Genomic DNA, 14,468 nt, shown 5'->3' with positions numbered 1-14,468 from the left:
TGTATAAAAAGACAGAGCGATCAACATGCTAAAACTGACGCCACGCCAAGCTGAGATTCTGGCTTTTATCAAGCGCTGCCTCGACGACAACGGCTACCCGCCGACGCGCGCGGAAATTGCGCTGGAACTGGGGTTCAAATCCCCCAACGCCGCCGAAGAACACCTCAAGGCCCTCGCTCGCAAAGGCGCGATCGAGATGACCCCGGGCGCTTCGCGGGGCATTCGCATCCCCGGTTTCGAAGCCAAGGCCGACGAATCGACCCTGCCGATCATCGGCCGCGTCGCTGCCGGCGCGCCGATCCTGGCGCAACAGCACGTCGAGGAATCCTGCAACATCAACCCGACCTTCTTCCATCCTCGCGCCGACTACCTGTTGCGGGTGCATGGCATGAGCATGAAGGACGTGGGCATTTTCGACGGTGACCTGCTGGCTGTCCACACCACTCGTGAAGCCCGTAACGGCCAGATCGTCGTCGCCCGCATCGGCGATGAAGTCACCGTCAAACGCTTCAAGCGCGAAGGCAGCAAGGTCTGGCTCCTGGCCGAGAACCCTGAGTTCGCCCCGATCGAAGTCAACCTGAAAGACCAGGACCTGGTGATCGAAGGCCTGAGCGTCGGCGTCATTCGCCGCTAAAGGAGGCATCATGCAGCTCGTGCACACCCCACAACACACACAACTGTCGCTGTTCGAGGCCTTCATGGCCCAACCCCTTGCGCCCATCCTCAAGGAAACGGTCGAGGCGCCCTGGTGCGCCGAGCCTGAGGCGTTCAGTGAGCTGTCGTTGCGCGGTGCGGCCGGGAGCTGCCTGAGCCTGCTGGCGCCGATCCTGCGCGAACTGAGCGAGGAACAGGATGCACGCTGGTTGACGCTGATCGCCCCACCCGCCAGCCTGACCCAAGCTTGGCTGCGGGACGCCGGTCTCAACCGCGAGCGCATCCTGTTGCTGCAACCACGCGGCGCGCAAAGTGCCCAGCAGTTGACCTGCGAAGCCCTGCGCCTGGGCCGCAGCCATACAGTGGTGAGCTGGTTGAACCCGCTGAATGCCAACGCCAAGCAACAGTTGATCAGCGCCGCGCGTACCGGCGATGCGCAGAGCTTGAATATTCGTTTGGGGTAATTCGAGGTGCCGCAGGCTAGCCCTGTGGCAAGGGAGCTTGCTCCCATTGGACGGTGCAGCAATCGCATGTTCAGGGCCGCTTAGCGCCCCAGCGGGAGCAAGCTCCCACGCCACACTCAGTGCAGAACCCGTGGACCGTCTTCTTTCTCCGGTTCGCCTTCCGCCAGGCGGCCTGCCATCTGTACGCCAACGCTCAACATGGCTTTTGCCACTTCCACGTGCTGGCCTTGCAGGAACGCCTTGGCGTCTTCGGAAAAGTCCAAGATAACCAGAGAACCCTCGTCCTCAGCCCGGCGCAGCTCGATTCGGCCGTCAGGCAATTCAACAATTTCCAGAAAGGACGTTGGCATAAAAGTCTGTTCTCCACGAAAGGCCGGGATTATATCAGTCATCTGCCGGGCCTCGCAGTGGATCTGGCGAGGTTTCTTTACGGCTGGATGAATGGTGCTTAGTGAGAGCAAGCCCACTGCCACAATTTTGATTGGCACCCATCTGCGCAGGTGCCTTGGCTGTCAGCTCGCAATGATCACCAGCTCAACGAGCGTGTCTCAGCACTCGTTCAAACCTTCACGAAACCGCAGCGCCATGTTTTTCAGCTCCTGGCGCCAGCCTTCAAGCTCTTCGCGGCTCAACGGCTTCGGCTCATCCTCTTCCAGCGACAGCGCCACGATCAACGGCTGGGTCACATCGCCCTTGGGCACATGGGGAACACGTGGCGGCTGGAACATATCGGCATGCGCTTTGAGCAGGCGTGCCACCCAACTGTCGGGGCTTTGCGCCATTTCCACCAGTTCGGCGAGTTCAGGGATCGCCATGGCGTCCAGCACTTCGCGATTCATGATCATTTCCGCACGCGGCGAACCGGCCTGGGGCAAACGGTAGAACCCGGCGATTTCATGACACAGCCCCAGCAAGGCGCCGTACAGGTGGAACAGGGCCGCCTCACGCCCCGCCTGGACCAGCGCGATGGCGTTCATCTCCTTCCCTTCCTCGGCACGGCCAAGGGCTTCCAGGGATAAACCCGCGAAGTAAATTTTCTGGTTGGTACGGGTATAGAGTTCGTTGGCCATGACGGCAATCTCCACAACGAATAGGCGTAATGCTGGTATGTAAGAGCGAGCTTGCTCGCGAAAAACCTGGGGGCGCCGTGGGGCATCAGGTTTTTCGTGTAATCGTTAGCGACCTTCGCGAGCAAGCTCGCTCCTACAGCAAGCAAAAGCCGTCTATGCAGACGGCTTTTAGCGTTATCAGATTAACCGATCAAGCGCCCTGGCGCTTGTCCTCGACCTTCCACTTGCCGCCGTCGTAGAACGCCTTCCAACCGGTCGGCTTACCGTCCACTTCGGACTGCACGTACTGTTCCTTGGTCTTGCGGCTGTAGCGGATCACGGCCGGGCGACCGTCCGGGTCCTTCTTCGGCGCTTCGCACAGGAAGTGGTACTTCGGATCGATCTCATCCTTGTGCGGCACGATCTCGAGCACCAGCGGCGCACGGGTCTCGCGGTTTTTCGGGAACTGGCTGGCAGCCAGGAACAGCCCCGAAGCGCCATCACGCAGGATATAGGTGTCGTTGACCTTCTCGCACTTGAGTTCGGGCATCTTCACCGGGTCCATCTTCGGCGGCGCCGCGTCACCGCTTTTCAGCAGTTTGCGGGTGTTCTTGCACGTCGGGTTGGTGCAACCGAAGAACTTGCCGAAACGGCCGGTCTTGAGTTGCATCTCGCTGCCGCACTTGTCGCATTCCAGGCTCGGGCCTTCGTAGCCTTTGATGCGGTAGCTGCCCTCTTCGATCTCGTAGCCGTCGCAATCCGGGTTGTTACCGCAGATGTGCAACTTATGCTTCTCGTCCAACAGGTAGGCATCCATCGCCGTGCTGCAGATCGGGCAACGGTGCTTGCCACGCAGCACCAGCGATTCGGATTCACCCTCGTCGTCGGCGGCGATTTCATCGCCCGGCACCAGGTTGACGGTGGCCTTGCAGCGCTCTTTCGGCGGCAGGCTGTAGCCCGAGCAACCGAGGAACACGCCAGTGGACGCGGTACGAATCTGCATCGGCCGGCCGCAGGTCAGGCACGGGATGTCGGTCATCACCGGCTGGTTGGCACGCATGCCGCTGTCCGGGCTTTCGGCCACTTCGAGTTTTTTCTTGAAGTCGCCGTAGAACTCGTCGAGCACGCTCTTCCAGTCGCGCTCGCCCTGGGCCACGTCATCGAGGTTCTCTTCCATGCCGGCGGTGAAGCCGTAGTCCATCAGGTTGGAGAAACTCTCGGACAGACGCTCGGTGACGATGTCGCCCATTTTTTCCGAATAGAAACGCCGGTTGTGCAGCGCCACGTAGCCACGGTCCTGGATCGTGGAGATGATCGCCGCATAGGTCGAAGGACGACCGATACCGCGTTTCTCCATCTCTTTCACCAGGCTAGCTTCCGAATAACGCGCCGGTGGCTTGGTGAAGTGCTGGGACGGGTCGAGCTTGATCAGCTTCAACGTGTCGCCCTGGGCCATGTCCGGCAGTACGTCGTCGTCGCCTGGCTTGGCGATTTGCGGCATCACGCGGGTGTAGCCGTCGAACTTGAGGATACGGCCCTTGGCACGCAGCTCGAAGTCGCCTGCGCCCACGCTGACGGTGGTGGACAGGTATTGCGCCGGCAGCATCTGGCAGGCCAGGAACTGGCGCCAGATCAGCTCATAGAGGCGCTCAGCGTCACGTTCCATGCCGCTCAGCTTGCTCGGCTCGGTGTTGGCGTCGGAAGGACGAATCGCTTCGTGAGCTTCCTGGGCGCCTTCTTTGCTGCTGTAGACGTTCGGCTTCTCCGGCAGGTACTTCTTGCCGAACTCGCTTTCAATATACGTGCGCGCCATCGCCACCGCGTCTTGCGACAGGTTGGTGGAGTCGGTACGCATATAGGTGATGTAGCCGGCTTCGTACAGACGCTGGGCCATCATCATGGTTTTCTTCACGCCGAAGCCCAGGCGGTTACTCGCGGCCTGTTGCAGGGTGGACGTGATGAACGGCGCCGACGGCTTGCTGCTGGTCGGTTTGTCTTCGCGCTTGACGATGCTGTAGCTGGAAGACTTGAGCTTCTCCAGCGCGGCCATGGCCTGGGCTTCGTTCAGCGGCTTGAAGGCCTCGCCTTTTTCACGGGCCACTTCAAAGCGCACGTTGGCGCCCTTGGCGGTGCCGAGGTCGGCGTGGACTTCCCAGTATTCTTCAGGGTTGAACGCACGAATCTCGCGCTCACGCTCCACCACCAGCTTGACCGCTACCGATTGCACACGGCCGGCGGACAGGCCACGGGCAATCTTGGCCCACAGCAGTGGCGAGACCATGTAACCCACGACGCGGTCGAGGAAACGACGGGCCTGCTGGGCGTTGACGCGGTCGATATCCAGTTCGCCCGGCTTGGAGAAGGCCTCCTGGATGGCTTTCTTGGTGATTTCGTTGAACACCACACGCTTGTAGCGGCTGTCATCACCGCCGATGGCTTCCCGCAGGTGCCAGGCAATGGCTTCCCCTTCGCGGTCCAAGTCCGTTGCGAGATAGATGGTGTCGGCATCTTTGGCGAGCCGGCGCAGCTCTTCGATGACCTTTTCCTTGCCCGGAAGGATTTCGTACTTGGCCTTCCAGCCATGTTCCGGGTCCACACCCATGCGCGAGACCAGCTGCTTGCGCGCTTTCTCTTTAGGCGTGAGCACCGGACCTTCGCCCGCAGCCGCCTTGCCGCGCTTGGCGGCAGGCTCCTTGCTGGCGCTAGCCGAACCGCTGGTGGGCAGGTCTCGGATATGGCCGATACTCGACTTCACCACGTACTCGTTGCCCAAGTACTTGTTGATGGTCTTGGCCTTAGCCGGGGATTCCACAATGACCAGCGATTTGCCCATGGATCGGAAAATTCCTGAATTCGAGAAGTGAAAGGCAGTTGGCGCCTGACGCGGCAACGCTATATATAGTGGCAACCGGGTGAGGTCAAGCGCAGCATTCTGCGCAGCCTGCCGTTATTGCCCTGAAAAAAGACTGGGTTCGGCCTGCACCAAAGCAAAGCGTGGGACCTGTTCGCCGTCAACTTCGACGGACTCGAGGAACATGCTCAACGGGCGCACCCAAAAGCCGTAATCGCCATACAGTGCTTGGTAGAACACCACTTCTTCTTCGGTCTCGGAGTGCCGCGCCACATTAAAAACGCGGTACTGCGGACCTTTATAATGTTGGTAGAGCCCTGGTTCGACTTTCATGCTCTGGCCACCTTACAAAATTTGTTAAAAAAAAATAATAAAACTACCGAAAAACAAAAACCGGGGCACTGGGCCCCGGCTTCCGTCAACCCAACGCTTAAAGGCGTTCGAAGACGGTGGAAATGCCTTGGCCGAGACCAATGCACATGGTTGCAACCCCGAGGTTGCCGCCATTTTGCTTCATCACATTGAGCAAAGTGCCGGAGATTCGCGCGCCGGAGCAACCGAACGGGTGGCCCAGGGCGATCGCGCCGCCGTGCAGGTTAACCTTCTCGTTCATCTTGTCGAGTACTTTCAAATCTTTCAGCACCGGCAGGGCCTGTGCGGCGAAGGCTTCGTTGAGCTCGAAGAAGTCGATATCGGCGACGGTCAGGCCCGCGCGCTTCAAGGCTTTTTGTGTCGCCGGTACCGGACCATAGCCCATGATCGCCGGGTCCACACCCGCTACGGCCATCGAACGAATCACCGCCATCGGCTGGATACCCAGGTCCTTGGCACGCTGCGCCGACATCACGATCATGCACGAGGCACCGTCGGTGATTTGCGACGAAGTGCCGGCTGTCACGGTGCCGCCCTTTGGATTGAACGCCGGTTTCAAGGCGGCCAGGCTTTCCAGGGTGGTATCCGGACGAATGGTTTCGTCGTAGTCGAACAGTTTCAGGAAACCGTTCTCGTCGTAGCCGTTCATCGGGATGATTTCATCCTTGAACTTGCCTTCCACGGTCGCCTTGTGGGCGAGCTGGTGGGAACGCAGGCCGAACGCATCCTGGGCTTCGCGGGTAATGCCGTGCATTTTGCCGAGCATTTCCGCGGTGAGGCCCATCATGCCCGAGGCTTTTGCCGCATGCAGCGACATGTGCGGGTTGGGATCGACACCGTGCATCATGCTGACGTGGCCCATGTGCTCCACGCCACCGACCACGAATACATCACCGTTGCCGGTCATGATCGCCTGGGCGGCCGTGTGCAGTGCGCTCATCGACGAACCACACAGGCGGCTGACCGTCTGCGCGGCCGCGGTGTGCGGGATCTGGGTCAGCAAGGAGGCCATGCGGGCGATGTTCCAGCCCTGCTCCAGGGTCTGGTTGACACAGCCCCAGATCACGTCTTCGACTTCGTTCGGGTCGACCTTGACGTTACGCTCCAGCAATTTGCTGATCAGGTGCGCCGACATGTCTTCGGCGCGGGTGTTGCGGTGCATGCCGCCCTTGGAGCGGCCCATCGGCGTGCGACCGAAGTCGACAATCACGACGTCTCTTGGATTCAAGCTCATAAATATTCTCGCTCAAGTGTATGGGACGCTTAACCGAAGAAGCTCTGGCCGTTCTTGGCCATCTCACGCAGCTTCGCGGTCGGGTGGTACAGCGGGCCCAAATCAGCGTATTGATCAGCCAGGGCAACGAACTCGGCCACACCGATCGAGTCGATGTAACGCAGTGCACCGCCACGGAATGGAGGGAAACCAATACCGTACACCAGGCCCATGTCGGCTTCGGCGGCGGTTTCGACGATGCCGTCTTCCAGGCAACGCACGGTTTCCAGGCACAGGGCGATCATCATCCAGTTGATGATGTCCTCGTCGGACACATCACGCTGTTCATAGATGACCGGCGCGAGCACTTCGTGGACCGACGGATCGGCAACCTTCTTCTGCTTGCCCTTCTTGTCGGTCTCGTAGGCGTAGAAGCCCTTGCCGTTCTTCTGGCCCAGGCGCTTGGCCTCGTAGAGCGCGTCGATCGCCGAGCGGCGGTCGTCTTTCATGCGGTCTGGGAAGCCTTCAGCCATCACGTCGCGACCGTGGTGGCCGGTGTCGATGCCGACCACGTCCATCAGGTACGCCGGGCCCATCGGCCAGCCGAACTTTTCCATGACCTTGTCGATACGCACAAAGTCCACACCGGCGCTGACCAGCTTGGCGAAACCGCCGAAGTACGGGAACAGCACGCGGTTGACCAAAAAGCCCGGGCAGTCGTTGACCACGATCGGGTTCTTGCCCATTTTCTTGGCGTAGGCAACGGTGGTGGCGACGGCCAGCTCGCTGGACTTCTCACCACGGATCACTTCCACCAGCGGCATCATGTGCACCGGGTTGAAGAAGTGCATGCCGACGAAGTTTTCCGGACGCTTGAGGGCCTTGGCCAGCAGCGTGATGGAAATGGTCGAGGTGTTGGACGCCAGGATGGTGTCGTCTTTGACCTGGGCTTCCACTTCCGCCAGTACCGCTTGCTTGACCTTCGGGTTTTCGACAACCGCTTCGACCACCAGGTCGACGTGGCCGAAATCGCCGTAGGACAGCGTAGGACGAATGCCGTTGAGCACTTCAGCCATTTTCGCCGCGGTCATGCGACCTTTATCAACCCGACCCACCAGCAGCTTGGCCGCTTCCGCCAGGCCTTGCTCGATGCCGTGTTCGTTGATGTCTTTCATCAGGATCGGCGTGCCTTTGGACGCCGACTGATAGGCGATACCGCCGCCCATGATGCCGGCACCGAGTACGGCGGCCTGTTTCACATCCTTGGCGACTTCATCGTAGGCCTTGGCCTTTTTCTTCAGTTCCTGATCGTTCAGGAACAGACCGATCAGGCTCTGGGCAGCGGAGGTCTTGGCCAGTTTGACGAAACCTGCCGCTTCCACTTCCAGGGCTTTGTCGCGACCGAAGTTCGCGGCTTTCTGGATGGTCTTGATCGCTTCAACCGGCGCCGGGTAGTTCGGGCCGGCCTGGCCAGCCACGAAACCTTTGGCGGTTTCGAACGCCATCATTTGTTCGATGGCGTTGAGCTTGAGTTTTTCCAGCTTCGGCTGACGCTTGGCCTTGTAATCAAATTCGCCGCTGATGGCGCCCTTGATCAGGTTCAGCGCGGCTTCGGCCAGTTTGTCCGGGGCAACCACAGCATCGACGGCACCGACTTTCAGCGCGTCTTCAGCTTTGTTTTCCTTGCCGGCGGCGATCCACTCGATGGCGTTGTCGGCCCCGATGATGCGCGGCAGGCGCACAGTGCCGCCGAAACCTGGGTAGATGCCCAGCTTGACTTCCGGCAGGCCGATTTTCGCAGTGGCCGACATGACGCGGAAATCCGCGGCCAGGCACATTTCCAGGCCGCCGCCCAGCGCGATGCCGTTGATCGCGGCAACGGTCGGCACGTTGAGGTCTTCGAAATCGCTGAAAATCTTGTTGGCTTCGAGGTTGCCAGCCACCAGCTCGGCATCGGGCAGCTTGAAGCTCTCGACGAATTCGGTGATGTCGGCGCCGACGATAAACACGTCCTTGCCGCTGGAGACGATCACGCCCTTGACCGAAGCATCTGCTTTGATGGCGTCTACGGCCTGACGCAGTTCGTTCAGGGTTAGACGGTTGAACTTGTTGACGGACTCACCCTTGAGGTCGAATTTCAGTTCGACGATGCCACTTTCAAGAGCCTTAACCGTGATGGCTTTACCTTCGTAAATCATCAACTGATCTCCACGATATGGAAGCTGAACAGTACACATCGGACGCTGGCCTCTGGTTGGACATTGATGATTTCGTCAATGCTCACCCCAATGCGCCAGGCACACCCGCCAATGCGATAGTCGGGATTCTGTATGAGACGTCTGACAGACAAACGCTCAATTCATACGCCCGTTTGATTTGGGTACGCCACCTTCATCCAATTCCGGGCAATTGTCAATCGCTCGAAAGCGCTAGGAAAAACGCGACTTTCCAGTCATTTCAGAACCCCAACCCTTGGCCCACGCTTCGCCAATATTCAACTATTCACCAAATCAATAATGAATACAGCGTAGGAAAAGACTGTACAGATCCGGATATCCGGCTAGGCTTGCGGCAGCCATTACAGAATAGTCAAAACGCCTGGGTGAATACCCGGCGTGAAACACACAGCTTTACCGGCCTGCCTGGCCAACCCCGCCCGATGATGATGTCGGGCTTTTTATTGCCCGACGTTCAGGCCAGGGCCTTGAGCAACGTATCAATGGCCTGCAGGTCGCTCACCTCACCCTTCTCGCCCCAGCACAACGCGATCATTTGCCGGTCTGCCTCGACTTTGTAGACGTTGGCCGGCAGCGTCGCAAAATGCGCCAGCAATTGCTCGTCCACGCAGGCTTCCTGCCACTGGTTGACCCACACGCCAGGCTCCAGCTGCCAATAACTCCATAGTGCAGGGACCTTGCCGCGCCGTGGCCGGTGGTATTGCGCGCACGGGCTCGGCGGCTCCTGCTTGAGCCAGTGCGGCCACGCCTGGGGCGCCAGTTGCATCGCCAGGCCCATGCGGCGCGCCTCCATGCGCAGGGCCATGCGCCCACTCTGATGGCGCGACGGGCGCAGCCATGCCAGGGGGCTCAAAACCACCGCAAGGATTGACACCACTATCCAGACCGTCATATGTGTACTCCCGATTTTTTAGATAAGCGGATTTGACCTGACGCAACCCCATCCGCTTGAAAGCAGCCATACTGAACTTATTGCAGTCCCCTGGAGGAACGCCCCATGTCATACGAACATATTCTGGTCGCCGTAGACCTGACCGAAGAGTGCGATCCAGTGATCAAACGCGCCGTGGATCTGGCTGGCACCACCGCCAAGCTGTCCCTGGTGCATATCGTCGAACCGATGGCCATGGCCTTTGGCGGCGACGTGCCGATGGACCTGTCACAACTGCAACAGCAGCAATTCGATCAAGCCAAGGAACGCCTTGAGCGCCTGATCACCAAGTACCCGAACCTGAAAAAAGGTCAGAGCCACCTGACCTATGGTCAGCCACGCCAGGAAATCCATCACCTGGCCAAGGAACAGGGCTGCGACCTGATCGTGGTCGGCAGCCATGGCCGTCACGGCCTGGCCTTGCTGCTGGGCTCCACCGCCAATGACGTCCTGCACGGCGCACCGTGTGATGTGCTGGCGGTGAAGCTGAAAAAGAACGCGTAAGACCGATCGAGACCCAAATATGGGAGGGAGCTTGCTCCCTCCCATATATTGGACTGCAGCTCATATAAAAAACCCGGTGCTCATTGAAATGAACACCGGGTTTTTTAATGCACTGGAATCAATCAGGCGTCCAACTCGGCCCAACGTTCAACCAGCACTTCCAGCTCCTGGTTCAAGGTTTCCAGGGACGCGATGACCTCGGCGGTTTCCGCCGCCGGACGCAGGTAGAAACCCGCGTCAGCCATTTGCGCTTCGACCGCAGCGATCTGCTGCTCCTTGGCGTCGATTTCACCCGGCAGGGCTTCCAGCTCACGCTGCAGCTTGTAGCTGAGTTTCTTCTTCGCGGCAGGCGCGGCTTCCGGCGCCGGTGCAGCGGCGGCCACGGGGGCGACGACGGCGGAGGTCAAGTCGGCCTTGCCGGACTTGCTCTCGGTCACGCCCAGCAGGCGCGGCGAGCCGCCCTGGCGCAGCCAGTCCTGGTAACCACCGACGTACTCGCGCACCTTGCCTTCACCTTCGAAGACCAGGGTGCTGGTGACCACGTTGTCGAGGAATGCCCGGTCGTGGCTGACCATCAGCACAGTGCCGTTGAAGGTCAGCAGGACCTCTTCCAGCAGCTCGAGGGTTTCCACGTCGAGGTCGTTGGTCGGTTCGTCGAGGACCAGCAGGTTGGCCGGCTTGCTGAACAGCTTGGCCAGCAGCAAGCGCGCACGCTCACCACCGGACAAGGCCTTGACCGGCGTGCGTGCGCGCTGCGGGCTGAACAGGAAGTCGCCCAGGTAGCTCAGCACATGGCGGCTCTGGCCGTCGATATCGATAAAGTCGCGGCCTTCGGCGACGTTGTCGATCACGGTTTTTTCCAGGTCCAACTGGTGACGCAATTGGTCGAAGTAGGCCACGTCGATGCGCGTGCCCTCTTCCACTTTACCGCTGGTCGGTTGCAGGCCGTTGAGCATCAGCTTGAGCAACGTGGTCTTGCCGGTGCCGTTGGCGCCGAGCAGGCCGATACGGTCGCCGCGCTGCAGGACCATGGAGAAGTCCTTGATCAGGAACGGACCGTCCGGGTGATGGAAGCTGACGTTCTCCAGCACCATCACCTGCTTGCCCGACTTGTCGGCGGTTTCCAGCATGATGTTGGCCTTGCCGGTGCGCTCGCGACGCTCACTGCGTTCAACGCGCAGGGCCTTGAGTGCGCGTACACGGCCTTCGTTACGGGTGCGGCGCGCCTTGATGCCCTGGCGGATCCACACTTCTTCCTGGGCCAGGCGCTTGTCGAACAAGGCGTTGGCGGTTTCTTCGGCGGCCAGGGTGGCTTCTTTGTGGACCAGGAAGCTGGCGTAGTCGCCGTTCCAGTCGATCAGGCCACCACGGTCCAGCTCGAGGATGCGGGTCGCCAGGTTCTGCAGGAAGGACCGGTCGTGCGTGATGAACAACACGGCGCCCTGGAAATCCTTGAGGGCTTCTTCGAGCCAGGCGATCGCGCCGATGTCCAGGTGGTTGGTCGGTTCGTCGAGCAGCAGCAGGTCCGGCTCGGACACCAGGGCCTGGGCCAGCAGGACGCGGCGACGCCAGCCGCCGGACAATTCGGCGAGGGTCTTGTCGGCCGGCAGTTGCAGGCGGCTCAGGGTGCTGTCCACCAGTTGCTGCAGGCGCCAGCCGTCACGGGCTTCGAGGTCTTGCTGGACGTGCATCAGCTTGTCCAGGTCTTCTTCGGTAACGCAGTTCTGCGCCAGGTGATGGTATTGCGCAAGCAACTCACCGACGCCGTCCAGGCCTTCGGCGACCACGTCGAACACTGTCCGTCCGTCGGCCACCGGCAGTTCCTGCGGCAATTCGCCAATCTTGAGGCCCGGGGCGCGCCATACAGAGCCGTCATCGGGCTTCTGGTCGCCTTTTACCAGCTTCATCATGCTGGACTTGCCGGTGCCGTTGCGGCCGATGATGCACACCCGCTCACCACGGGCGATCTGCCAGGACACCTTGTCCAACAACGGCATAGCGCCGAAAGCAAGGGACACATCGCTGAATTTGAGCAGGGTCATACGCTTCTCCAAAAACTGGGCGCGCATTCTACCTGAGTTGAGGGTGGGATGCGGCCGGCATTTTCGCTACGGGTGGGTTCTGTAAGACAATTCCGGCGAACTTGAACGAACAGGTCGGCAAAGCTTTCACCGGCCGCTGGCAAAAGGCTAAGCTAGAGGCAATGAGTGTCGGCGGTGCCGGCGCTAGTCGTGATTTCTCTGCACGGACGTCTCATGCGCAGTCGCCTTTTCAACTTTTTATCTTGTCTGCTTCTTACTGCCACTGCCGCTCAACCCGCCCTGGCCGTGGACATAACCACCCAACGTCAATATTACGATGAAGCCAAACGCGCCCTGGCCAAGGGCGATACCGGGCCCTACATGCAATACAGCCAGGCCTTGGCCGACTATCCGCTGACGCCGTACCTGGCCTACGACGAGCTGACCGCACGCCTGAAGACCGCGAGCAACGAGGAAATCGAACAATTCCTCGCCAAAAACGGCGACCTGCCCCAGGCCAACTGGATGAAACTGCGTTGGTTGCGCTGGCTGGCCGAGCGTGGCGACTGGCAGACCTTTGAAAAGTACTACGACCCCAAGCTCAATTTCGTCGAGCTCGATTGCCTGCATGGCCAGTTCCAGCTCACGCACAATCTGAAGGCCGAAGGCTACAAAACCACCGAAAAACTCTGGCTGACCGGTAAATCGCAACCGTCCGCCTGTGATGCCACGTTCGCGCAGTGGGCCGCAGATGGCCAACTCACCGAACAGAAAATCTGGGACCGCGCCAAGCTCGCCTCCGAAGCCCGCAACTACGCGCTGGCCAACAGCCTGGTGAAAAGCCTGCCGACCCTCGGCGCCCAAGGCCGCCTGATGGTGGACGTGGCGCAAAAGCCGGAGATGCTCAGCGACCCGTCGCGCTTCCTGCCGGCCACCGAGGCCATGTCTGACGCCGTGGGCCTGGGCCTTCGCCGCCTGGCGCGCCAGGACCCGGACAAGGCCATGGCCATGCTCGACGGCTATGCCAGCAGCATGCACTTCTCCCGTGACGAAAAAGTGGCGATTGCCCGCGAGATCGGCCTGACCCTGGCCAAGCGCTTTGACCCACGCGCCCTTGAGGTGATGACCAAGTACGACCCGGAACTGCGCGACAACACCGTGTCCGAATGGCGCCTGCGCCTGCTGTTGCGCCTGGCCCGTTGGGAAGACGCCTACCAACTCACGCGCAAACTCCCGCAGGACTTGGCCACCACCAACCGCTGGCGCTACTGGCAGGCCCGCAGCCTGGAGCTGGCCGAGCCGAAAAACCCGCAAGCCCTAGTGCTGTACAAGAACCTGTCGCGGGAGCGGGATTTCTACGGTTTCCTCGCCGCCGACCGCTCCAAAGCGCCGTACCAACTGATGAACAAGCCGCTGTTGATGAGCCAGGCGCTGATCAACAAAGTGCGCAACACCCCCGGCGTGCGCCGCGCCCTGGAGTTCTATGCGCGGGGCCAGGTGGTCGATGGCCGCCGCGAGTGGTACCACGTCAGCCGTCACTTCAACCGCGACGAAATGGTCGCCCAGGCCAGGCTGGCCTACGACATGAAGTGGTACTTCCCGGCGATCCGTACCATCAGCCAGGCGCAGTACTGGGATGACCTCGACATCCGCTTCCCAATGGCCCACCGCGACACCCTGGTGCGCGAAGCCAAGGTGCGTGGCCTGCATTCGAGCTGGGTGTTCGCCATCACCCGCCAGGAAAGCGCGTTCATGGACGACGCCCGCTCCGGCGTCGGCGCCAGCGGCCTGATGCAGCTGATGCCCGGCACCGCCAAAGACACCGCGCGCAAGTTCAGCATCCCGCTGGCCTCCCCAGCCCAGGTGCTCGATCCGGATAAAAACATCCAGCTCGGCGCCGCTTACCTGAGCCAGGTACACAGCCAGTTCAACGGCAACCGCGTCCTCGCTTCCGCCGCCTACAACGCCGGCCCGGGCCGCGTGCGCCAGTGGCTGCGCGGCGCCGATCACCTGAGTTTCGACGTGTGGGTGGAAAGCATCCCGTTCGACGAAACCCGCCAGTACGTGCAGAACGTGCTGTCTTATTCGGTGATCTACGGGCAGAAGCTCAATTCGCCACAGCCGTTGGTGGACTGGCATGAGCGGTATTTCGACGATCAATAAAGCGTGACG

At 60.5% G+C, this 14,468-nt stretch carries 12 protein-coding genes; 4 read left to right on the top strand and 8 right to left on the bottom strand.

Annotated features, from left to right (window positions below; all coding sequences use genetic code 11):
* Nucleotides 1–25 precede the first annotated feature (25 nt).
* Nucleotides 26–634, top strand: a complete 609-nt coding sequence (gene lexA / locus TU80_RS17600) for a transcriptional repressor LexA (RefSeq protein WP_003172575.1) — start codon at nucleotides 26–28, stop codon at nucleotides 632–634.
* A 10-nt stretch (nucleotides 635–644) separates the two neighbouring features.
* Nucleotides 645–1,118 (top strand): SOS-induced cell division inhibitor SulA, encoded by a 474-nt coding sequence (gene sulA / locus TU80_RS17595; RefSeq protein ID WP_017848777.1) that lies wholly within the window; start codon nucleotides 645–647, stop codon nucleotides 1,116–1,118.
* A gap of 116 nt (nucleotides 1,119–1,234) precedes the next feature.
* Here the strand turns inward: sulA and TU80_RS17590 are convergent, their stop codons facing one another.
* The 7 genes from TU80_RS17590 to TU80_RS17560 form a co-directional block, all read right to left on the bottom strand.
* Nucleotides 1,235–1,468: a hypothetical protein gene (locus tag TU80_RS17590; RefSeq protein WP_017254451.1), complete on the bottom strand. Its 234-nt coding sequence runs from the start codon at nucleotides 1,466–1,468 to the stop codon at nucleotides 1,235–1,237.
* 198 nt (nucleotides 1,469–1,666) lie between these two features.
* Entirely contained in the window at nucleotides 1,667–2,188 is a 522-nt protein-coding gene (locus tag TU80_RS17585; protein ID WP_017848776.1) for a DUF6586 family protein, read from the bottom strand.
* Nucleotides 2,189–2,378: 190 nt separating this feature from the next.
* Nucleotides 2,379–5,000 carry a type I DNA topoisomerase gene (topA, locus tag TU80_RS17580; RefSeq protein ID WP_046384322.1) on the bottom strand — a complete coding sequence of 874 codons (2,622 nt, stop codon included), beginning with the start codon at nucleotides 4,998–5,000 and terminating at the stop codon, nucleotides 2,379–2,381.
* A 114-nt stretch (nucleotides 5,001–5,114) separates the two neighbouring features.
* On the bottom strand, nucleotides 5,115–5,351 hold the full coding sequence (locus tag TU80_RS17575; RefSeq protein WP_010563748.1) for a DUF1653 domain-containing protein: 237 nt from the start codon (nucleotides 5,349–5,351) through the stop codon (nucleotides 5,115–5,117).
* Between the two features lie 97 nt (nucleotides 5,352–5,448).
* Nucleotides 5,449–6,624, bottom strand: coding sequence for an acetyl-CoA C-acyltransferase FadA (fadA, locus tag TU80_RS17570; RefSeq protein ID WP_026140242.1), 1,176 nt, complete (start codon nucleotides 6,622–6,624; stop codon nucleotides 5,449–5,451).
* 29 nt (nucleotides 6,625–6,653) lie between these two features.
* Complete coding sequence (gene fadB / locus TU80_RS17565) at nucleotides 6,654–8,801, bottom strand: fatty acid oxidation complex subunit alpha FadB (protein WP_057005002.1); 2,148 nt, start codon at nucleotides 8,799–8,801, stop codon at nucleotides 6,654–6,656.
* Between the two features lie 493 nt (nucleotides 8,802–9,294).
* Nucleotides 9,295–9,732 carry a hypothetical protein gene (locus TU80_RS17560; protein WP_017848772.1) on the bottom strand — a complete coding sequence of 146 codons (438 nt, stop codon included), beginning with the start codon at nucleotides 9,730–9,732 and terminating at the stop codon, nucleotides 9,295–9,297.
* 105 nt (nucleotides 9,733–9,837) lie between these two features.
* Here TU80_RS17560 and TU80_RS17555 point away from each other — a divergent pair, with 105 nt between their 5' ends.
* Nucleotides 9,838–10,275 (top strand): universal stress protein, encoded by a 438-nt coding sequence (locus TU80_RS17555; RefSeq protein ID WP_046384324.1) that lies wholly within the window; start codon nucleotides 9,838–9,840, stop codon nucleotides 10,273–10,275.
* A 122-nt stretch (nucleotides 10,276–10,397) separates the two neighbouring features.
* On the opposite strand, the gene TU80_RS17550 is transcribed toward TU80_RS17555, so the two are convergent.
* Complete coding sequence (locus TU80_RS17550) at nucleotides 10,398–12,317, bottom strand: ATP-binding cassette domain-containing protein (RefSeq protein ID WP_017848770.1); 1,920 nt, start codon at nucleotides 12,315–12,317, stop codon at nucleotides 10,398–10,400.
* Nucleotides 12,318–12,530: 213 nt separating this feature from the next.
* On the opposite strand from TU80_RS17550, the gene TU80_RS17545 reads away from it, so the two are divergent.
* Nucleotides 12,531–14,459, top strand: coding sequence for a transglycosylase SLT domain-containing protein (locus TU80_RS17545; RefSeq protein WP_057005001.1), 1,929 nt, complete (start codon nucleotides 12,531–12,533; stop codon nucleotides 14,457–14,459).
* Nucleotides 14,460–14,468 lie beyond the last annotated feature (9 nt).

Origin of the sequence: Pseudomonas veronii (assembly GCF_001439695.1) — a bacterium.
In the GTDB taxonomy this organism is placed as follows: Bacteria; Pseudomonadota; Gammaproteobacteria; order Pseudomonadales; family Pseudomonadaceae; genus Aquipseudomonas; species Aquipseudomonas veronii.
Note: the sequence above shows the minus strand (reverse complement) of the source record. Positions and strands in the feature narration are given on the sequence as shown.